Source organism: Thalassotalea hakodatensis, assembly GCF_030295995.1.
GTDB classification, from domain to species: Bacteria; Pseudomonadota; Gammaproteobacteria; order Enterobacterales; family Alteromonadaceae; genus Thalassotalea_C; species Thalassotalea_C hakodatensis.
In genome coordinates this window covers 346,024-364,966 of record NZ_AP027365.1, presented here as the reverse complement: position 1 = coordinate 364,966, position 18,943 = coordinate 346,024, and the positions used below count along the sequence as shown (strand labels likewise).

Below are 18,943 nucleotides of genomic sequence, written 5' to 3'. Positions count from 1 at the left end.
TATATTAGTTGTGCGCAGATAAAATGTAATATAGTACTGAAACTCATGAGTAATTTGAATAAAAAGAAGTTAGACGCAATTGCAAGCTTTTGGCGACAAGCGAAAACAGCCAGTTTTATCGGTATAGGCAATATACGTATTGCTTACGTTAATATTGTCAAAGATCCGCAATTACCAACCATTGTGATCTCTAGCGGACGTAGCGAGAGTTATCTAAAGTATCAAGAACTTGCTTATGATTTATCCGCTATGGGTTATAACATTTTTATTCACGATCATCGTGGCCAAGGCTTATCTCAACGAATGCTATCTAACACGCATAAAGGCTATGTTGAACATTTTGATCATTATGCCGATGACTTAGCAACATTTATTACTAACGAAGTACAGCCTAATATCACGAATAAAAGTATATCAATACTTGCCCACTCTATGGGTAGCGCAATCACATTACGCATGTTACAGCGGCATTCAATATCTATAACATCAGCTATCTTAGCGTCAGCTATGATAGCCATAAATTTCGGAAAAACGCCTTACTGGTTAGCCAAAACGATTATTCATGTAGGGCATTGCATGAACCGCATGGCAACAGTAGAACCCTGGTACTTTCCTGGTCATAAAAATTACCAACCAGCACTGTTTACTAATAACCCATTAATGGGATGTAGTACTCGATTTGAACGATTTATCAATTTGTACCAACAAGAATCTACATTACAGTTGGGTGGTGTCACTTTTCATTGGTTAGCACAAGCATTGCAAGCAAATCAGCATATTTTTCGAGAATTATCGAATATCAAAACACCGATTTTTATATTACAAGCGGCTAATGATGTCATTGTAGATAACCAAGCACAAAACATATTCTGTCAACAGCTTCATCAGCTGTATCCACAGTTGTGCGCACACAAACCCAGAGTGTTTAACGACGCTAGGCATGAATTACTATTTGAACAAGAATACATACGTGAAGACGTACTTGCTTATATTCATCAATGTCTTACCACAACGGATACAGGATCATGATGAATGAACACCTCACAAGGCGCCAGTTGCGCTTCTACCGCTAACCTAATTTCTTCGCCTATTTCGTGTGCTTGATATAAAGGTAAGTCATCATCAAGTTCTAAATGACATTGTATAAAGCGTTTTTCACCTGCTTGCCGGCTTCGAATATCATGCACACCAATAGCTAGTTTGTGTTTTTTTACCACATCTTGAACGACTTTTAGCTCTGCGTCCGTTAATTCATGATCCATCAATTGGTCAACACTTTGCTTTAATATTCTAAACGCACCAACAATGAGAAAAGCACCAACAATGATAGTAAAAATACCGTCGGCTCGTGGCCATAAATAATCGCTCAGTATTAATGAGCACAACACCCCAGCATTTAAGAGTAAATCAGATTGGTAATGTAAGCTGTCAGCTTCAATGGCCAAAGAATTCGTTTGTTTAAGTACCCACTTTTGAATAACAACTAACAATAAGGTAAGTGCAAAAGCAACAATTGTTACCCATATACCTACGTGTGATTGCTGAATAATAACGGGGTTTGAAGTATGTTCAATACCATGAATAATAAGTAATATTGCCGATGCTAAAATAAAGGCTGATTGAAACAGCCCTGTTAAGCTTTCTGCTTTCCCATGACCAAATTTATGGTTGTTATCGGCTGGTCTTAAGGCAATGGTTAACATGATAAGATTAATAAACGAAGCAGCAAGATCTAATAGTGAATCTGTTGAAGAGGCAAGCATGGCACTTGCGCCAGTAATAAACCACGCATATAACTTTATTGAAATTTGCACAACAGCAAACAGTACAGCACAAAACGCCGCGATTTTTACTAACCGTTGATAACTGGCCTGTTTTTTTGTCATTGCTTTACGACACTATTGATACATAAGAACCATTATAGTGTACCTAACATACACTAAACTTTCTAACCAAAGCTGTTCTCTTCGAGATGCTTAGCGGTATAATACCGTTTTATTTCGATCGCGAGAATTCATTATGTTAGACGTGGTATTGTTTCAGCCGCAAATTCCGCCCAATACCGGTAACATCATTAGGTTGTGCGCCAATACAGGATTTAATTTACACCTCATAGAGCCACTAGGCTTTGATTTAGATGATAAGAAATTAAAACGTGCAGGGCTTGATTATCATGAGTTTGCCGCAATAAAGCGTCATAAAAATTTTGCAGACTTCGTGAATACCGAACAACCTCAACGTATTTTAGCCATCACCACTAAAGCCACAAATTATTACGGCGATGTTTCATTTTCTAAGGGTGATTATTTACTGTTCGGCTCGGAAACAGCAGGTTTAACAGAAGAAGTAAGACAGCAAATACCTGACGAAGATAAAATACGTATCCCAATGATTGCAGGCAGTAGAAGTATGAATTTATCTAACGCCACATCTGTGATCATTTACGAGGCGTGGCGTCAGTTAGGGTTTGAAAACTCGATATAAATATTATTCGAATTTACGTTCACGTGACAATAAATCAGACGCTGCTAATTTAGCGTCTTTACCACAATACAACACTTGGTATACCTGCTCAACAATCGGCATTTCAACATTGAGTCGTTGCGCCAGCATATGTACTTCTTTAGTGTTTCGGTAACCTTCAACCACTTGACCAATATCTCGCATTGCTTGTTCAACATTTGTGCCTCGACCTAACGCTAAACCAAAACGACGATTACGTGATTGATTATCCGTGCAAGTAAGTACCAAGTCACCTAAGCCCGCCATACCCATAAAGGTGGTGGGCTCGGCATGTAAGGCAGCACCTAAGCGTGACATTTCCACCAAACCACGAGTAATTAATGCTGTTCTAGCGTTAGCACCAAAACCAATGCCATCAGCCATTCCTGCGCCAATCGCAATAACATTTTTTACTGCCCCACCTAGTTGCACACCAATAAAGTCGTTATTGGAGTATACCCGAAAGGTTTTTTCACAATGTAATAAACGAGAAAGCTCATCTACAAATGACTGTTCTGTCGACGACACTGAAATTGCGGTAGGTAAACCTGCGGCCATTTCTTTCGCAAAAGTAGGGCCAGATAATACAGCCAATGCAATTTCATTACCTAAAATTTGACGAGCAACATCTTGCAATAAGCAACCAGTATCCGGATCTAACCCTTTAGTTGCCCATGCTATACGTGCATTAGCAGTTAAATCAGATTTAATGTTTTTAAGTAAATCGGCAAAAGCATGACTTGGCACCACGACTAATACATTATCACTTGCCGATACCGCCGATGATAAGTCATTGGTTACCGTTAATGTTTCTGGAAATTTAGCATCGGGTAAATAACGTTCATTTGACCGTGCCTTTTCCATGGCTGAAACATGTTTAACATCACGCCCCCATAACAAAGTGTTATGGCCATTACGAGCAAAACAAATAGCAAGGGCGGTGCCGTAAGACCCCGCCCCTAATATGGTAATATCCATTGCTGACTGGTGTGTCATTAGTGAGTTTCTGTACTCGCAGGCGCTTCCGCACCTTGCTCAGCTGAACGCTGTTGAACGTAAGAAGCAAATAATGCATCAAAATTAACCGGCGCTAAGTTAATTTGAGGGAAAGAGCCTCGGTTAACTAAACTAAATACCGCTTCACGCGCGTACGGGAAAAGTGTTGCAGGGCAAAATGCGCCAATAGTATGTGCAAGTTGTGCTTCAGGTAAGTTACCAATAGTAAAAATACCCGCTTGTTGAACTTCTGCTAAAAATGCCGTTTGTCCTTCAACCGTTGCAGTTACCGTAAGCGCTAAACACACTTCAAAAGTGTCATCCGCTAACTTCTTAGAGCGTGTGTCTAAATCTAATTTTAACTCTGGCTTCCACTCTTTTTGAAAAATCGCAGGAGAGTTAGGCGTTTCAAAAGAAATATCTTTAGTGTAAACGCGTTGAATGGCAAATTGTGGCGCCTGTTCTGCGCCTTCTGTGCTGCTTTGATTTTCGTCAGCCATAATATATATTCCTTAGTGAGTTGCTGTACATTAAACAGCGGTTCTATTTATTAAATAACGAGAGATCGGTGATCTGTGTTTATATTTTCTGCAATAAGTCATCAAGCTGGTTACGGGCATGTAAAGCAAATAACTCATCACAACCGCCAACATGGTGATCATGAATAAAAATTTGCGGTACAGTATATGCGCCATTAGCTCGCTTGATCATGTCTTCACGTCGTTTAGCATCACCGTCAATTTTAATTTCACGATAATCAACGTTCTTTTGATCCAACAGCATTTTTGCTCGCATACAAAAGCCACAAGTAACTTTGGTATAAATTTCAACAGCCATGACAAATTCTCAATTAATCAAATTATTTTGCTACTGGTAACCCTGCACCAGACCAAGCATTCATGCCACCTTTCAAAACACTAACACGGCTAAAACCTGCTTTAAGCATTTTATTGGCAACATTTGAAGCTGATACGCCAGCAGCGCATACAAGAATAATGGGTTTATCTTTCAATTTTTCAAGCGCAGTAAAGTCATCTTTATTCGCTTTTTCGCTGGGTAAGTGTTTCGCGTCTAAAATTCTAGCCGTTTTAAACTCTTTTTCTGAGCGTATATCTACCACAACCCCCTCTTCTCTGTTTACGAGAAAAGTCAGTTCTTGAGGAGATAACTGTTTGATCGGAGAAAGCTTTATGCGAACACTTATGACTACAATCGCCAAAAATATACCAACCCAAGCAGCGGTTAACATAGGGTGATTCCCTAAAAACGCAATAAATTGTTCCATTTGTTTAATCGTATTTAAGTTCGAAAATTTTGCCGACAGTATACAGATTACTACGTTTTTTTACAGATTTTTCAATCATTCATTCCGTCTTTTATGCAATGATGAGGTTTATCCACAAAAAACTCACTTTTACCTTATTTTCCCCCGTTTAAAAATTTACCGCATTGCGATCAATATTATGGTTTTTGTTAGAACGATTTTGTCTAGTTCAAAAGCAGCAATTTATCATCGTAATTGATATACTTGGCAACAGTTTACGTTCGCTGAAAAATATATGTTAGGAACTGGCATGGCTAATAAAAAACCAACCGTATTAATTATTTTAGATGGCTGGGGCTATCGAGAAAACCAAGAATCAAATGCAATTCAACATGCAAAAACTCCGGTATTAGATAACTTATGGGCCACCAAGCCTAAAATGCTTATTCAAACGTCTGGAATGGCAGTAGGATTACCCGATGGTCAAATGGGCAATTCTGAAGTTGGACACGTAAATCTAGGTGCTGGACGCATTGTTTATCAAGACTTTACTCGTATCACGAAAGCCATTGCAGATGATGAATTTGATCAAGTGCCAGCACTTGTTTCTGCTGTAGATAAAGCAGTTGCTAACAATAAAGCGGTACACTTATGTGGCTTATTATCACCAGGTGGTGTACACAGTCATGAAGATCATATTCTTGCCATGATTGAGCTAGCACACGCTCGGGGCGCAAAAGAGATCTATTTGCATGCTTTCCTCGATGGTCGTGATACGCCGCCACGTAGTGCTGAGAACTCACTGATAAAAGCACAAGAAAAATTCGCGCAATTAGGTTGCGGTCAAGTCGCTTCTATAATCGGACGCTATTACGCGATGGATAGAGATCAACGTTGGGAACGTGTTGAAGCAGCCTATAATTTGATGGTACTCGGTGAAGCAGAATACCAAGCAGCAGATGCTGTTTCAGGCTTACAAGCCGCCTATCAACGTGATGAAAATGACGAATTCGTCAAAGCAACGGCAATTCCTGATGCAAACGGTCAAGCAATTACCGTTGATGACGGTGATGCCATTATATTTATGAACTTTCGAGCTGACAGAGCAAGACAGTTTACCCGTGCTTTTGTGGAACAAAACTTTGATGGTTTTACTAAGAAGAAAGCACCTGCGTTAGCCGATTTTGTGATGTTAACAGAATATGCCGCCGATATTGATGCGCCTAGTGCCTTTCCTCCAGAAGAGCTCAATAACGTATTGGGTGAATGGTTAGAAAAGCATGATAAAACACAGCTGCGTATTTCTGAAACAGAAAAATACGCGCATGTTACCTTCTTTTTTAGCGGAGGTAGAGAAGATACCTTTATTGGCGAGGAGCGTGTATTAATTCCTTCCCCACAAGTGGCTACCTATGATCTTCAACCAGAAATGAACGCCCCTTTATTAACCGATAAATTGGTTGCAGCCATTGAATCTCAATCGTATGATTTTATTGTGTGTAATTATCCCAATGGGGATATGGTGGGTCATACAGGAAACTTTGATGCCGCGGTTAAAGCTTGTGAAGCTGTAGATAACTGTATCGGACGCGTAGTTACTGCGCTAGAAAACGTTGGCGGTGAATGTTTAATAACAGCAGACCATGGTAATGCAGAACAAATGGCAGATAACCAAACAGGTCAAGCACATACCGCACATACTTGTGAACCGGTTCCGCTAATTTTTGTTGGCCGTGACGCAACGCCTGCATCGACAGGTGCACTTAGCGATATTGCACCTACTATTTTAAATTTGATGGCACTACCACAACCAAAAGAAATGACAGGTTCAAATCTGATGGAGCTTACTTCATAATATCGCATGATATTTTTTCAGCGAGCTTACAATTTAGTATGACAATACGTAGCCTTTTGCAAGTATGGCGAGATAAAAAGCGAGTACTTACTCGCTTTTTATCTGTTGTGATTCTGTTGTTCTCACCAGTGCTATGCGCTCAAGAAACCGCGACCGATGAACAGCTCGATCAAGTAAAGCAAGCGATCAAAAAAGAAAAGTCCACGATTAAAGAAGTTGATAAGGAACGCGAACGTTTACTTAAACAGCTTCAATCCGATGAGCTAGCCATATCTCAGCAAACTAAATCGCTACGTAATACAGATAAAAAGCTTGATCTCACGCAACAAACCCTACGCCGTCTTACCGCCGAAAAACAACAATTAACCAGTAAAAAACAGCAACAAGAAACTCTGCTAGCAAAACAACTTAGAGCGGCATACAGTACTGGGCATCATGATTATCTAAAGTTAATTTTAAACCAAGAAAACCCAGGTAAAGTCCAACGTACTGTTAGTTACTATCAATATTTAAATACCGCTCGCATAAAAGAAATAGAAGCCTTTCAATCAACAATTACTCAATTAAATGAAGTTGAACAGCAGCAACGATCGCAACAACAACAACTTGCTCAATTAAAAAAGAAACAACAAGTAGACAAGCAAGCGCTTGAAACAGGCAAACAACGTAGAGAAAAAACAGTTAACGCTTTAAATAACCAACTAATGTCAGCAAAACAGCAGTTAGAAAAATTAGAAACTGAAGAAGAAAGTTTAGTTGCAGCGTTAGCTCGAATCGCCCGTTTAAGTAAACAAGATTTTTCACTCAGCGGATTATCATCATTACGCGGCAAACTTAATTGGCCGGTAAAAGGCAGAATAAATCGCAGTTTTGGTTCGAGAAAGCAAGGCTATTTAAAATGGAAAGGCGTTTTATTAGCTGCGTCCTCAGGCAAAACAATATCAACCATTCACCATGGAGTCGTGCTATTTTCAGATTGGCTAAAAGGCTATGGATTGGTGACCGTTATTGATCACGGAGACGGTTATATGAGTTTGTATGGCCATAACCAAGCGTTATTAAAATCCGTTGGCGATAGAGTAGAAACGGGTGAACCCATCGCTCTTGTTGGGCAAAGTGGTGGGCAAAATCAATCAGCACTGTATTTTGAAATACGTCATAATGGCAAGGCGGTAAACCCTAAACTATGGTGTCGGTAATTAATTGTTCGTTAGTCTCGAAACTCAGCAGGTTACTTGATAGACTCATGAGAATAATAAAATAATACCTATCGCATGACTAAATATTCGCTCTTAGCATTCTTCGTTTTTTTTGCTTGCCAATGCATTGCCCAAAATGCACAGGTTGCCATTATTATTGATGATATTGGTTACCGAAAAACAGATAGCGAAACCTTAGCATTACCCGGTAATATCACCTTTGCGGTATTGCCTCATACGCCGTTTGGTAAAGTAATCGCAGAACAAGCCCATCAATCAAACAAAGATGTGATCATTCATGTACCGATGGAATCAACCTCAGGTAAGGCATTAGGGCCTGGCGCCTTAACTGCGGAAATGGATGAAACAGAAATTCGCCATACCCTGACACTCGCATTAGAAGAAATACCCTTTGCTGTTGGCATTAATAATCATATGGGCAGTAAGCTCACTACATTATACTCACCTATGGCATGGACCATGCGTTTTTTAAAAGAAAAAGAACTTATCTTTATTGATAGTGTTACCACTCGAGAGTCAAAAGCTAGAAGCTTAGCCAGACAATTTGATGTACCAAATTTAAGTCGTCGAGTTTTTCTCGATAATCAATTAGACCAGCACTATATTCGTCAACAATTTAATGAACTTATCTATTATGCTAAAAAAAATAAACGCGTAGTAGCCATTGCACACCCTCACCCTGAAACCATGCAAGCACTGCAAACACTAATTCCTGAATTAGCCAAACACAATATCGACTTAGTCAATATTTCAGCCCTACTTTCAACAAAGTCCCCTGTACTTTCAAAAATTACTGCAGAAGACTAGGGCCTGTTACTTGAACAAGATTTTGTTTTTTTCTAACAATTCAATAACATATTTAATAGGAATAGCATAAGTTATCCCACTAGGATTTGTGATCACCCCTTCTTTGGTTTTTTGCACAAACACTTTATTAATCACACCAACCACCTTACCTGTGGAAATTTCATATAAGGCACTACCACTGTTACCAGGGTAAGCGGTTGCATCTAATTGATACACTAAGTAAGGATCACGTAAACGTTTTAACATCGCGATATTAATTTTTTTAGCATCTGCAACAGGTGTTATCGTTGGCGTGATACTCGCAACAATACCTCTGTGTGTTACCGGATAAAGCCCTAATACTGCACCAATAGGAAAACCAGTAAACGCAACATAACTACCTTCTCGGATAAAATCACTATTTGATAGCGTCATAGCGGGTAAAGGGTCACCCTCAATGGCAAGTACAGCTAAATCATACTTCGCTGATGAATCAATCAAACGTGCTTTGCGCACAACTGCTTGCCGCCCAGAGCCAACGAATACCGCTAGTTGTTGTTTTAATGCAACGTTTAACGATTCAGGAACTACATGATGATTTGTGACAACAAATTTGCCGTTGCCGATGACAAAACCTGTGCCATGTAATTGATTTTTAGGCCGACCCGTTGGCGTATAAACACCAATTCCAACAACAGATGGTTTGATTTTTTCGAGGGTATCGGCTAACTCGCTCGCGTGTACTGCTCCACAAAGAACAAAACAACACCACATTATCCATTTTATCATCGCCTTACTTCGCACCTTATACGTTGTTATTCTGAGATTAAATGTATCAAAAAGCCTCAGTAGCAAAAAACACTTTTGCATGAACTTTTATAAATTATTAGGCAATATTATGATTTTTGACCATAATTATATTGATAACAATAAGTTAGTTTTAAAGTGAAAGCTATGAATACTCAAAAAATTGTCCCTATTCTTGCTGGCGGCGGAACACGCCTTCCCGCCCACGTAGGCATTTTACAAGCGCTTCATGAATATGATCTCGACTTTGATCATATTGTTGGGGTTTCCGGTGGTAGTATTATTAGCAGTTTATATGCTTCAGGGTTATCCATTGCTGAAATTAAACATATCGCTTTAAACACAGATTATACAAAGTTTCGTGGTTATTCTTTAATTAAATTATTGCGTAATGGTGGCCTTAGCTCAGGTGATGTCTTTGAACGTTGGATCGATCGCCTGCTTCACGGCAAAACATTCAAAGAAATGCCGTTTAACTTACACATTGTTGCAACTGACGTAGCTCGCGGTAAACCCGTGATCTTTAACAAAGAAAATACACCTGATTTAAAAGTGTCGCTTGCGGTACGCTTCTCGATGTCAATTCCCTTGGTTTTTAGCTTTAAAACCTTTGATAAACATTTAATGGTTGATGGCAGCATTTTATCAGAAGATGCCTTACATCGTGATTGGGCAAATGATGGCACTCCTGTGGTTTGCTTTCGCTTGAAAGGCGATTACGAATATGACGATATCAAAATAAAAGGCATGTTCCCAATCGTGCAATATGTCAGCTTATTAATACGTACTTTTATGACCACCATATCCCGAGAATATATTAATGAGGCATTCTGGCATAATACGGTAGTCGTCAATACTGGTATTTCTTCAGCAGTTGACTTTGGAATGACATTAGCACAAAAAGAAGCGCTATTTTACAAGGGCTATCATACTGCCACGAAAATATTACCGATCAAAGTAAAAGCCTTATCCATTGATGCAAAAAAAACCGTAAAGCTTTAATTGTTCTTTCAAAGTAATTTAACTTGAAAAGCAAAGGCATAGCATCAATACACAATTTGTATTAACATAACATCAACATTTTATATTTACGCTTCTCGTAGGCATTAGCCATGACCAGCTTTGTTCATGAACTCATCTCAAGTTCAGCCAGCAAATATGCCGATAAAACTGCTTTAACCTGTAAGTCTACCAGCCTTACATATCAACAGTTGCAACACGAAATCACCACTAATGCTAATGGTTATAGCGCATTATCGATCACACGTTTCGATCGTATCGCTGTTTTACTACCGAAAAATATTACAGCAATCACCATTTTATTTGCATGTAGCCGAATAGGCGCAGTTTTTGTTCCGATTAATCCATTATTAAAAACAGCACAAGTTGAACATATTTTAGAAGATTGCCAAACAACGTTATTAGTCACCAATAAAGCAAGGTTTCATACCCTCAAAAATCAACTAAATAACCTCACGGCTTTACGCTATATATTACTGGTTGATGAACAAGAAATTGCTCACGAAACCATCGAGCACATTAGTGTCATATCTTGGCGTTATTTTCGTGAAAATAAACGAACCGCACCAATTTCTAGGCCGATAAAATCAACCGATATGGCGGCTATTTTTTACACTTCGGGCAGCACAGGAAAGCCCAAAGGCGTGGTACTATCCCATCAGAATATTGTTATCGGCGCACACTCTGTTAGTAGCTATCTACATAACAACGAGCAAGATGTGATTCTTGCTGCATTACCCATTAGCTTTGATTACGGGTTTAGCCAACTTACTACAAGTTTTCTCGCAGGTGCGAATGCAATTTTGATTGATTACTTATTACCACAAGATTTGCTCAAAGCAGTAGAGCAACATAACGTCACTGGTCTTGCAGGTGTACCGCCGTTATGGGGGCAATTAGCAAAGCTTAATTGGCAAAAGTACAACACCACAAGTTTGCGGTATTTTACCAATTCTGGTGGTGCACTACCTGAAAACATTTTATCTACATTACGAGCAGCAGTACCTGATGCGCTACCTTATATGATGTATGGGCTTACAGAAGCTTTTCGTTCTACCTACTTGCCACCAGAAAAAATTGATTGTAAACCCAACTCAATAGGCAAGGCCATTCCAAATGTAGAAATATTTGTGATTAATGACCAAGGAAAAGAATGCACGGAGAATGAACCTGGCGAGCTTGTGCATACCGGACCATTAGTCTCTTTAGGGTATTGGAATGCACAACAAGCAACACAAATGCGTTTTAAACCATCCCCTTGTTCACCACAAGGTATAAAATTACCTGAAATAGCTGTGTATTCAGGTGATACCGTGACAAAAGATAAAGAGGGTTATTTATATTTCATTGCTAGAAACGATGAAATGATCAAAACATCAGGTTATCGAGTAAGTCCCACTGAGATTGAAGAAGTGTTATACCAACATGCAAATGTTTTAGAATGTGTGGTTATCGGTATAGAACATTTAATACTAGGACAAGGTATTATAGCACTTGTCTCGAGTACGCAAGAGGCACAAACATTACAAGACGAACTATTGTTGCATTGTAAAAAAGCACTGCCAACTTACATGATACCAGAAGCTTTCATTGTTTTATCAGAACTACCACATAACGCAAATGGTAAGCTTGATCGTAGTTTACTAACATCAACGTACCAATCTTTCTTTTCGGATAAAGCATCATGAGTAAATTACATGCCCCTATGTCACAGTTTAACATTGATCAACAACAGCTATTGATTGGTGACAAAACCTTAGCACAAATTGAAATGCTCGTTGGGCAAACTCCCTTTTATGCTTATGATGCAAACATCGTTAAAGATACTATTACGGCACTCAAAGCCGCCTTACCACCTCAAGTAAGCTTGCATTATGCTGTTAAAGCGAACCCTTACCCGCCACTGGTCAATTTTATTAAACCGTTAGTAAAAGGCTTTGATGTTGCTTCAAAAAAAGAGTTATTACTGGCACTACAAACAGGCATGCCACCAGCCAATATCAGTTTTGCAGGCCCAGGAAAAACCCAAGAAGATATCACGGCAGCTATCGTTGCCGGTATTACCTTACATGTTGAGTCAATTAACGAACTGGCGAGCATCATTGAGCGTGGTAAACACCTTGATACCACACCAAATGTAGCAATACGGGTAAACCCAGCATTTGAACTGAAAGCCTCTGGTATGCGAATGTCAGGGGGAGCTAAACCCTTCGGTATCGATGAAGAGTTATTACCTGAAGTGCTATCAACACTTGATTATGATGCGGTAAATTTTAGAGGCTTTCATATTTACTCAGGCTCCCAAAACTTGCAAGCAGATGCCATCATAGAGATGCACAATAATACCTTTGCACTTGCAGAAAGGCTGATGCTCATCACAAAGAGTAAGATCGACTATATTAATATAGGTGGTGGCTTTGGCATTCCATATTTTCCGGGGGATAAACGGTTAAACACCGCGCCTATAATGGAAAACTTAACGCGTTTATTTGCGCAATATGTAACGCTTTCACACGTAGAAATGATCATTGAATTAGGCCGATACCTCGTGGGTGAATGTGGTGTTTACGCAAGTAAAATAGTTGATATTAAAACATCTCGAGAGCAAAAGTTTCTCGTGTGTAATGGTGGTTTACATCACCACCTTGCCAACTCGGGTAATTTCGGACAAGTGATCAGAAAAAATTATCCTGTGTCGCTCGGCAATAAATTATTGTCTGGAAATAGCGATACAGAATGCGTGACTCTTGTTGGGCCGCTGTGTACACCGCTTGATGTTCTAGCAAGTAAAGTTGAACTACCCAAAGCAAATATTGGTGACTTTGCTATTATTTATCAATCGGGTGCATATGGTCCTACTGCTAGCCCGCAAGACTTTTTAAGTCAGGGAAGAGTAGCTGAAATTTTACTATGAAGAAAAAAATTAGCATAAAATTAGTAAGGTATTTTTACCAGATACTGTTATATTTAAACTTAAGTGATAAAAGGCGTTTTCTGATTATATGAGCGGATATTCTATAGCAAAGAACTTTGATCAATTTTTTAAGATCAGGTTTGCTAACACCAAGGAACTTCAACAAGAAGCCTACAAAATCCGGTACGGAGTCTATAGCGAAGAGCTAGGCTGGGAGCCTAGTAACGAAGAGCGAATGGAAAGTGACGACTGCGATGACTTCTCTTACCATTGCTTATTAGAACACCGACGAACAGGAATTTACGCAGGTTGTATTCGGTTGATTATTCCACCTGCCGAAAACCCGTCTTATCAGTTACCTTTCGAAGCACACTGTTTAGAGAGTGCAAAAAAAGAGGTATTAGATACACAAAGCCTACCACGAGGAGGCTTTGGTGAAATATCTCGACTTGCCGTTTTAGCATCGTTCAGACGCCGTGAACAAGAAAAAAATAAACCTTATGTTTTAAGTAATGTTGATCCAGATACCATGTATTCAGCAGAAGAGCGTCGCAACTTTCCAAACATTGCTATTGGGCTTTATTTAGGTGGTTTAGCGTTAGCCAGTATGTGTCACCATGTTGGCATCATGGTAATGATGGAGCCAAGGTTAAACCGACGATTACAACGCTTTGGCCTTCCCTTTAAGCAGGTTGGCGAAGAAATGGATTATCATGGGCGTCGTGCAATGTTTTTCTTAGAAGAAGAGAACTTCTACGTTGATCTAAACGAACAAATGCAAGAATTGTATGAGATCGTTTATCAAGAGTTATCCACTCAAATTCAATTAAAACCATATGGAAGTGACGGACAATTTGGGATCCCCGAAATTTATAGAGCCCCCACTACATAGGCAAAAAAATGTCACAACAATTTGATTACGATTTAGCTTTTTCTCGTAATATTGGCTGGTTTACAGAAGAAGAACAACAGACACTACGCAACAAATGTGTAGCGATTGCAGGCTTAGGTGGTGTTGGCGGCGATCATTTTTTAACCCTGGTAAGATTAGGCATTGGAAAGTTTCATGTCTCTGACTTCGATGAGTTTGGCTGTGAGAATACCAATCGACAAGTAGGAGCCAACATTAATAGTTATGGTGCTAAAAAATTAGACACCATGGTTAAAATGGCTTTAGAAATTAATCCGGAACTTGAAATAAAAACCTTTGATGAAGGTATCAACGCTAACAATATCCATGAGTTTTTAGCCGGTGTAGATTGCTACGTAGATTCTCTTGATTTTTTCGTAATGGATGCTCGACGTTTAGTCTTTGATCAATGTTCGAAAAAGCAAATACCTGCAACGACTGCTGCACCTATTGGTATGGGAACAGCTTGTCTGAACTTTCTTCCAGGTGAGATGACATTCGAGCAATATTTTCGCTTAGCAGGCCATACTGAAAATGAGCAATACTTAAAATTTTTTCTTGGCTTAACCCCTGCCGCGCTACAAAGTGCCTATTTAGTGGATCCAACAAGACTTGATTTAGCCAATAAAAAAGGTCCTTCTACTTTTATTGGTTGCCAACTAGCCGCTGGCGTTGCTGCATCACAAGTGATGAAAATTTTTCTAAATCGCGGCAAAGTGCTCAATGTCCCTTGGGGTCTACATTTTGACGCCTATACAAATCAGTATAAAAAAACATGGCGACCAGGTGGTAACAATAACCCTATTCAAAGATTAGCTTATATCATCGCCAAAAAGAAAATGGCGATTTAAACCAACTGTTTCATTCACTGCTAGAAAGGTACGCTTTGTGCTCAACCATTCCGATTTAGAAACCATCATTAAAGCCGCAATATTTGCGCCTTCAGCTGATAATAGTTCACCATTTACATACGAGTACCATAAAAACGGGGTTCTCAGTTTTTACATTGATGAAACACGTTCTGGAAAAGCAACTGATGAAGATTATATTTTATCGGATATATCACTTGGTGCGGTGGTAGAAAATACAGTGATTCAAGCAGAACAACTCGGCTACACCGCTCAAGTAAATATTTTACCATCACCAGAAAATGCTCCTCGTCATGTTGCCGACATTAGCTTTAAGCAAAGCCATTCGGCAACTCATAACCTTGCAGATGTAATCGCTAAACGCTGTACCGATAGACGATTTCCTTTCAAAGGACCCGTGAAAGATGAAGTATTAACTCGATTAGCACAAGCAGCAGAATACCATGATGCTAAGGTTACCTTTTTTACTGATAAATCAGCAAAAAAATCAGCTTTACCGGTAATGCGACACGCTGAGAGTTTACGCTTTGAAAGTAAAATACTTCATCAAGAACTATATTCTTCGGTTATTTTTGATGATCCGAAGCCACAAGAAGGTATGCCTGTATCAACGCTGGAAATTGAACCACCAGCAAGACCCTTTTTTCAAATGATGTCGAATTGGAAAACAATTAGCTTTTTCAATAAGCTTGGGGTATCAAAAATACTCGGCTTTCGTTCCGTTCAGGTACCTATTAGTTTTTCTCCGGTACTCGCCTTGATTTCTATCGCGGATAATACTCGCGCATCAGTGATAAAAGGGGGCCAAGCATTACAACGCTTTTGGTTACAAGCTGCTATGGAAGAATTATCCGTTCAACCTTATGCAGCAGCGCCTATATACTCATTAAGAGGGTTAAACATTGAACCAGAATTCATGCCTAACATTGAGCAGATCAAACAAGATATGAAAGGTATATCTCCTGATGGACACCACGGCTTAATGTTTTTACGACTAGGTTATACAGCAAAACCTGTCAAGCATCGTACTTTAAGACGTACAATAACGTCTTATCAACGCCAAACATAGCACTACAGGTGCATTCTACAGATAACTAAACAATGCTTAATGGTGACAAGCTACGCTAGCTTGTCACCATGGTTTGAAAAAGTTCAATTACGGCTTAGCAATAAAACCCACCGCGTTATAAACGGCTTTCAATACATGCTCTGCGCGCTCAGAAGCTTTCTCTGCGCCTTTTTGCATCACGCTATTCATAAAAGCTTCATCATTGCGATATTCATGAAAGCGCGTTTGAATTGGCTCTAACATTGCCACGACAGCATCTGCTACATCACCTTTTAAATGCCCATACATTTTATCTTCGTATTGTGGCACTAATTCCGTTATTGATTGCCCTGTAGAACATGACAATAACGTTAATAAGTTTGATACCCCTGGCTTTTCTGCCACATCAAAATAAATACGCGCTTGCTCATCTGAGTCAGTGATTGCACGTTTTATTTTTTTGCTGATTTTTTTAGGATCTTCTAACAAGCCAATAAAGTTGCCTGGGTTTGTATCTGATTTAGACATTTTCTTAGTGGGATCTTGCAAACTCATAATACGCGCACCAAATTCGGGTATCTGAGGTTCAGGTACGTTAAAAATATCACCATATAAATTATTAAAACGTGTCGCAATATCACGGGCTAATTCTAAATGTTGCTTTTGGTCGTCCCCAACTGGCACTTCATTGGCACCGTATAACAAAATATCTGCCGCCATTAGCACCGGGTAAGTGAACAAACCTGCGTTCATGTTTGCTTCTGACTTTTGAGACTTATCTTTATATTGGGTCATGCGATTAAGCTCGCCCATTTGCGTATAGCAATTTAACACCCAGCTTAATTGGGCATGCTCTGGTACATGTGACTGAATAAAAATAGTGCTTTGCTCAGGATCAATGCCACAGGCTAAATATAGTGCAAGGCCATCTAGCGTTGCTTTTCTAAGAGCATCTGCTTCAGGACGAACCGTTATCGCATGTTGATTCACCAACATATAATAACAGTCGTGACTTTGTTGCATATTTACCCATTGCTTTAATGCGCCTAAATAATTACCAATGGTTAATTCGCCCGACGGCTGACAGCCACTTAATACTACTGGTTTTGTCATTTTCTTTTACCTAAAATTTATCAAACAGTTGCAAGCGCTCGACGCATCCCATCAATCGCTTCTTTATAGTCTGGTTGAGAAAAAATTGCAGAACCAGCGACAAACATATCAGCCCCCGCTTTAGCGATATCAGCGATATTATCGGCTTTTACGCCTCCATCTACCTCTAAACGAATATCTCGGCCACTTTGGCGAATTTTTTCTCTTACTAATTTAATTTTTTCTAGTGTTGTTGGAATAAACGATTGTCCGCCAAAACCGGGATTCACAGACATCAATAACACCACGTCTACTTTGTCCATCACAAAATCTAAAATATGCAAAGGCGTGGCAGGGTTTAACACGACGCCAGCCTGACAACCTTGCTCTTTAATCAACTGCAAAGTGCGATCAACATGCTCACTCGCCTCTGGATGAAAAGTAATGATATTAGCGCCTGCTTTTGCAAATGCGGGAATTAATGAGTCAACCGGTTTAACCATTAGGTGAACATCAATTGGAGCAGTAATGCCATAATCACGCAATGACTGACACACCATCGGTCCAAAAGATAAGTTTGGTACGTAATGATTATCCATCACATCAAAATGAATCACATCAGCACCTGCGCTGATCACATTTTCAACTTCTTCACCAAGACGAGCGAAATCAGCAGATAAAATTGATGGCGCAATAATATAAGAAGACATAAATCCAACACCCCTTTGAAAAATCTGCGCTACTTTATACTAAATTTCAATAATAATCGACCAATGTCAATTGCACTTTTTTTGCTCATTTCGCCTTCCTCCTGCACCAGTATTGATCACCCAAGACAATATAAAATTGAACACACAAATAAACTAATTTCATAACCAATTGTATTTAAATGATTTTATTAGTTTTTTGTTTTTTATTTACCGTAGGCACTGCTTTTGCAAAACCCATAGTAAATAATAGACACAACAATAACTTTATGAGAAAAATATGAAAAATAACTTAATGAAAGTCGCACTCGTTTCAACAATCTTAGCTTCATCAACATTAACAACCCCTGCTATTGCAAGTGAATGGTCTGCTAATGCCGCAGTGACAAGCAATTATTTATGGCGTGGTTTAGAACAAACTGGTGGTAAAGCTGCTGTTTCAGGCGGTATTGATTACGCAGGTGATACAGGCTTTTACGCTGGTACTTGGGTATCAAATGCCGATTGGGCTGACGGCATGACTTATGAACTTGATTTTTATGCCGGTTTTGGTGGTGATATCAATGAAACAGTTTCATATGATGTCGGGTTTATTTATTACGCCTATCCTGATGAAACAACTGGTGATGCTGATTTTTCAGAGGTTTATGCGAATATCAGTTTCAGTGGTTTAACTTTAGGTGTTGCTGTATTAACTGACGGAGAAGGAGCTGATGCTGGTGATACCATTTATGCCTCAGCAGATTATAGTTTCGCATTAACTAATGAAGCAGAAGTTGGTCTTCACTTAGGTTCTTATTCTGGTGATTGGTTAGCCGAAGATTCAATTGATTATGGCGTTAGTATCAGTAAAAGTGGCTTTACTTTAGGTGCTTCTCAAACAGACTTAGACGGTGGTGCTGGTGATCTTAAAGTATATTTAGCCTATGCGATAGATTTCGATCTATAAGTAA

20 protein-coding genes are annotated in these 18,943 nt (G+C 39.3%); 12 read left to right on the top strand and 8 right to left on the bottom strand.

Annotation, left to right across the window (positions count from 1 at the left end; genetic code table 11):
- The first annotated feature begins 45 nt into the window (after positions 1-45).
- Positions 46-1,029 (top strand): alpha/beta fold hydrolase, encoded by a 984-nt coding sequence (locus tag QUE72_RS01530; protein WP_286271091.1) that lies wholly within the window; start codon positions 46-48, stop codon positions 1,027-1,029.
- Here the strand turns inward: QUE72_RS01530 and QUE72_RS01525 are convergent.
- Positions 996-1,886: a cation diffusion facilitator family transporter gene (locus QUE72_RS01525; RefSeq protein WP_286271090.1), complete on the bottom strand. Its 891-nt coding sequence runs from the start codon at positions 1,884-1,886 to the stop codon at positions 996-998. The two genes, QUE72_RS01530 and QUE72_RS01525, sit on opposite strands and share 34 nt — an antisense overlap.
- A 133-nt stretch (positions 1,887-2,019) precedes the next feature.
- Between QUE72_RS01525 and trmL the strand changes: the two genes are divergently transcribed.
- Positions 2,020-2,484, top strand: coding sequence for a tRNA (uridine(34)/cytosine(34)/5-carboxymethylaminomethyluridine(34)-2'-O)-methyltransferase TrmL (trmL, locus tag QUE72_RS01520; RefSeq protein WP_074497878.1), 465 nt, complete (start codon positions 2,020-2,022; stop codon positions 2,482-2,484).
- 3 nt (positions 2,485-2,487) lie between these two features.
- Here the strand turns inward: trmL and gpsA are convergent, their stop codons facing one another.
- From gpsA to QUE72_RS01500, 4 genes are all read right to left on the bottom strand, one after another.
- Positions 2,488-3,498 carry an NAD(P)H-dependent glycerol-3-phosphate dehydrogenase gene (gpsA, locus tag QUE72_RS01515; RefSeq protein WP_074497876.1) on the bottom strand — a complete coding sequence of 337 codons (1,011 nt, stop codon included), beginning with the start codon at positions 3,496-3,498 and terminating at the stop codon, positions 2,488-2,490.
- A complete protein-coding gene (secB, locus tag QUE72_RS01510) occupies positions 3,498-3,998 on the bottom strand; it encodes a protein-export chaperone SecB (RefSeq protein WP_286271087.1) in 501 nt (166 codons plus the stop codon). Before secB ends, gpsA begins: the two co-directional genes overlap by 1 nt.
- A 79-nt stretch (positions 3,999-4,077) precedes the next feature.
- The gene (grxC, locus tag QUE72_RS01505; RefSeq protein WP_074497872.1) at positions 4,078-4,335 is read right to left on the bottom strand and encodes a glutaredoxin 3; all 258 of its coding nucleotides are present in this window, start codon (positions 4,333-4,335) and stop codon (positions 4,078-4,080) included.
- 22 nt (positions 4,336-4,357) lie between these two features.
- Positions 4,358-4,783 carry a rhodanese-like domain-containing protein gene (locus QUE72_RS01500; protein WP_074497870.1) on the bottom strand — a complete coding sequence of 142 codons (426 nt, stop codon included), beginning with the start codon at positions 4,781-4,783 and terminating at the stop codon, positions 4,358-4,360.
- A gap of 289 nt (positions 4,784-5,072) precedes the next feature.
- On the opposite strand from QUE72_RS01500, the gene gpmM reads away from it, so the two are divergent.
- The 3 genes from gpmM to QUE72_RS01485 all read left to right on the top strand — a co-directional run bounded on the left by gpmM (position 5,073) and on the right by QUE72_RS01485 (position 8,644).
- Positions 5,073-6,617, top strand: a complete 1,545-nt coding sequence (gene gpmM / locus QUE72_RS01495) for a 2,3-bisphosphoglycerate-independent phosphoglycerate mutase (protein WP_286271083.1) — start codon at positions 5,073-5,075, stop codon at positions 6,615-6,617.
- Positions 6,618-6,655: 38 nt separating this feature from the next.
- Positions 6,656-7,816 (top strand): murein hydrolase activator EnvC family protein, encoded by a 1,161-nt coding sequence (locus QUE72_RS01490; RefSeq protein WP_286271081.1) that lies wholly within the window; start codon positions 6,656-6,658, stop codon positions 7,814-7,816.
- Positions 7,817-7,891: 75 nt separating this feature from the next.
- The gene (locus tag QUE72_RS01485; protein WP_286271080.1) at positions 7,892-8,644 is read left to right on the top strand and encodes a divergent polysaccharide deacetylase family protein; all 753 of its coding nucleotides are present in this window, start codon (positions 7,892-7,894) and stop codon (positions 8,642-8,644) included.
- A gap of 6 nt (positions 8,645-8,650) precedes the next feature.
- On the opposite strand, the gene QUE72_RS01480 is transcribed toward QUE72_RS01485, so the two are convergent.
- Positions 8,651-9,412, bottom strand: coding sequence for a S1 family peptidase (locus QUE72_RS01480; RefSeq protein WP_074497862.1), 762 nt, complete (start codon positions 9,410-9,412; stop codon positions 8,651-8,653).
- Between the two features lie 165 nt (positions 9,413-9,577).
- Between QUE72_RS01480 and QUE72_RS01475 the strand changes: the two genes are divergently transcribed.
- The 6 genes from QUE72_RS01475 (at position 9,578) to QUE72_RS01450 (ending at position 16,212) form a co-directional block, all read left to right on the top strand.
- The gene (locus QUE72_RS01475; RefSeq protein WP_286271079.1) at positions 9,578-10,432 is read left to right on the top strand and encodes a patatin-like phospholipase family protein; all 855 of its coding nucleotides are present in this window, start codon (positions 9,578-9,580) and stop codon (positions 10,430-10,432) included.
- A gap of 110 nt (positions 10,433-10,542) precedes the next feature.
- Entirely contained in the window at positions 10,543-12,138 is a 1,596-nt protein-coding gene (locus QUE72_RS01470) for an acyl-CoA ligase (AMP-forming), exosortase A system-associated (protein WP_286271078.1), read from the top strand.
- Positions 12,135-13,364 carry a pyridoxal-dependent decarboxylase, exosortase A system-associated gene (locus QUE72_RS01465; RefSeq protein ID WP_286271076.1) on the top strand — a complete coding sequence of 410 codons (1,230 nt, stop codon included), beginning with the start codon at positions 12,135-12,137 and terminating at the stop codon, positions 13,362-13,364. The genes QUE72_RS01470 and QUE72_RS01465 overlap by 4 nt, the downstream gene beginning before the upstream one ends.
- A gap of 88 nt (positions 13,365-13,452) precedes the next feature.
- Complete coding sequence (locus QUE72_RS01460) at positions 13,453-14,256, top strand: PEP-CTERM/exosortase system-associated acyltransferase (RefSeq protein ID WP_074497857.1); 804 nt, start codon at positions 13,453-13,455, stop codon at positions 14,254-14,256.
- 8 nt (positions 14,257-14,264) lie between these two features.
- A complete protein-coding gene (locus QUE72_RS01455; RefSeq protein ID WP_074497856.1) occupies positions 14,265-15,125 on the top strand; it encodes a ThiF family adenylyltransferase in 861 nt (286 codons plus the stop codon).
- Between the two features lie 37 nt (positions 15,126-15,162).
- Positions 15,163-16,212, top strand: a complete 1,050-nt coding sequence (locus QUE72_RS01450) for a hypothetical protein (protein WP_286271072.1) — start codon at positions 15,163-15,165, stop codon at positions 16,210-16,212.
- Between the two features lie 87 nt (positions 16,213-16,299).
- On the opposite strand, the gene trpS is transcribed toward QUE72_RS01450, so the two are convergent.
- Positions 16,300-17,304 carry a tryptophan--tRNA ligase gene (gene trpS / locus QUE72_RS01445; RefSeq protein ID WP_286271070.1) on the bottom strand — a complete coding sequence of 335 codons (1,005 nt, stop codon included), beginning with the start codon at positions 17,302-17,304 and terminating at the stop codon, positions 16,300-16,302.
- Positions 17,305-17,324: 20 nt separating this feature from the next.
- Complete coding sequence (gene rpe / locus QUE72_RS01440; RefSeq protein WP_074497848.1) at positions 17,325-17,993, bottom strand: ribulose-phosphate 3-epimerase; 669 nt, start codon at positions 17,991-17,993, stop codon at positions 17,325-17,327.
- 277 nt (positions 17,994-18,270) lie between these two features.
- Between rpe and QUE72_RS01435 the strand changes: the two genes are divergently transcribed.
- Positions 18,271-18,939, top strand: a complete 669-nt coding sequence (locus QUE72_RS01435) for a TorF family putative porin (RefSeq protein ID WP_286271067.1) — start codon at positions 18,271-18,273, stop codon at positions 18,937-18,939.
- The last annotated feature ends 4 nt before the right edge of the window (positions 18,940-18,943 follow it).

Bases quoted from the DNA above. Each gene is read 5' to 3' on its own strand.
- QUE72_RS01530 (WP_286271091.1), top strand. From the start codon at position 46: ATGAGTAATTTGAATAAAAAGAAGTTAGACGCAATTGCAAGCTTTTGG.
- QUE72_RS01525 (WP_286271090.1), bottom strand. From the start codon at position 1,886: ATGACAAAAAAACAGGCCAGTTATCAACGGTTAGTAAAAATCGCGGCG.
- trmL (WP_074497878.1), top strand. From the start codon at position 2,020: ATGTTAGACGTGGTATTGTTTCAGCCGCAAATTCCGCCCAATACCGGT.
- gpsA (WP_074497876.1), bottom strand. From the start codon at position 3,498: ATGACACACCAGTCAGCAATGGATATTACCATATTAGGGGCGGGGTCT.
- secB (WP_286271087.1), bottom strand. From the start codon at position 3,998: ATGGCTGACGAAAATCAAAGCAGCACAGAAGGCGCAGAACAGGCGCCA.
- grxC (WP_074497872.1), bottom strand. From the start codon at position 4,335: ATGGCTGTTGAAATTTATACCAAAGTTACTTGTGGCTTTTGTATGCGA.
- QUE72_RS01500 (WP_074497870.1), bottom strand. From the start codon at position 4,783: ATGGAACAATTTATTGCGTTTTTAGGGAATCACCCTATGTTAACCGCT.
- gpmM (WP_286271083.1), top strand. From the start codon at position 5,073: ATGGCTAATAAAAAACCAACCGTATTAATTATTTTAGATGGCTGGGGC.
- QUE72_RS01490 (WP_286271081.1), top strand. From the start codon at position 6,656: ATGACAATACGTAGCCTTTTGCAAGTATGGCGAGATAAAAAGCGAGTA.
- QUE72_RS01485 (WP_286271080.1), top strand. From the start codon at position 7,892: ATGACTAAATATTCGCTCTTAGCATTCTTCGTTTTTTTTGCTTGCCAA.
- QUE72_RS01480 (WP_074497862.1), bottom strand. From the start codon at position 9,412: ATGATAAAATGGATAATGTGGTGTTGTTTTGTTCTTTGTGGAGCAGTA.
- QUE72_RS01475 (WP_286271079.1), top strand. From the start codon at position 9,578: ATGAATACTCAAAAAATTGTCCCTATTCTTGCTGGCGGCGGAACACGC.
- QUE72_RS01470 (WP_286271078.1), top strand. From the start codon at position 10,543: ATGACCAGCTTTGTTCATGAACTCATCTCAAGTTCAGCCAGCAAATAT.
- QUE72_RS01465 (WP_286271076.1), top strand. From the start codon at position 12,135: ATGAGTAAATTACATGCCCCTATGTCACAGTTTAACATTGATCAACAA.
- QUE72_RS01460 (WP_074497857.1), top strand. From the start codon at position 13,453: ATGAGCGGATATTCTATAGCAAAGAACTTTGATCAATTTTTTAAGATC.
- QUE72_RS01455 (WP_074497856.1), top strand. From the start codon at position 14,265: ATGTCACAACAATTTGATTACGATTTAGCTTTTTCTCGTAATATTGGC.
- trpS (WP_286271070.1), bottom strand. From the start codon at position 17,304: ATGACAAAACCAGTAGTATTAAGTGGCTGTCAGCCGTCGGGCGAATTA.
- rpe (WP_074497848.1), bottom strand. From the start codon at position 17,993: ATGTCTTCTTATATTATTGCGCCATCAATTTTATCTGCTGATTTCGCT.
- QUE72_RS01435 (WP_286271067.1), top strand. From the start codon at position 18,271: ATGAAAAATAACTTAATGAAAGTCGCACTCGTTTCAACAATCTTAGCT.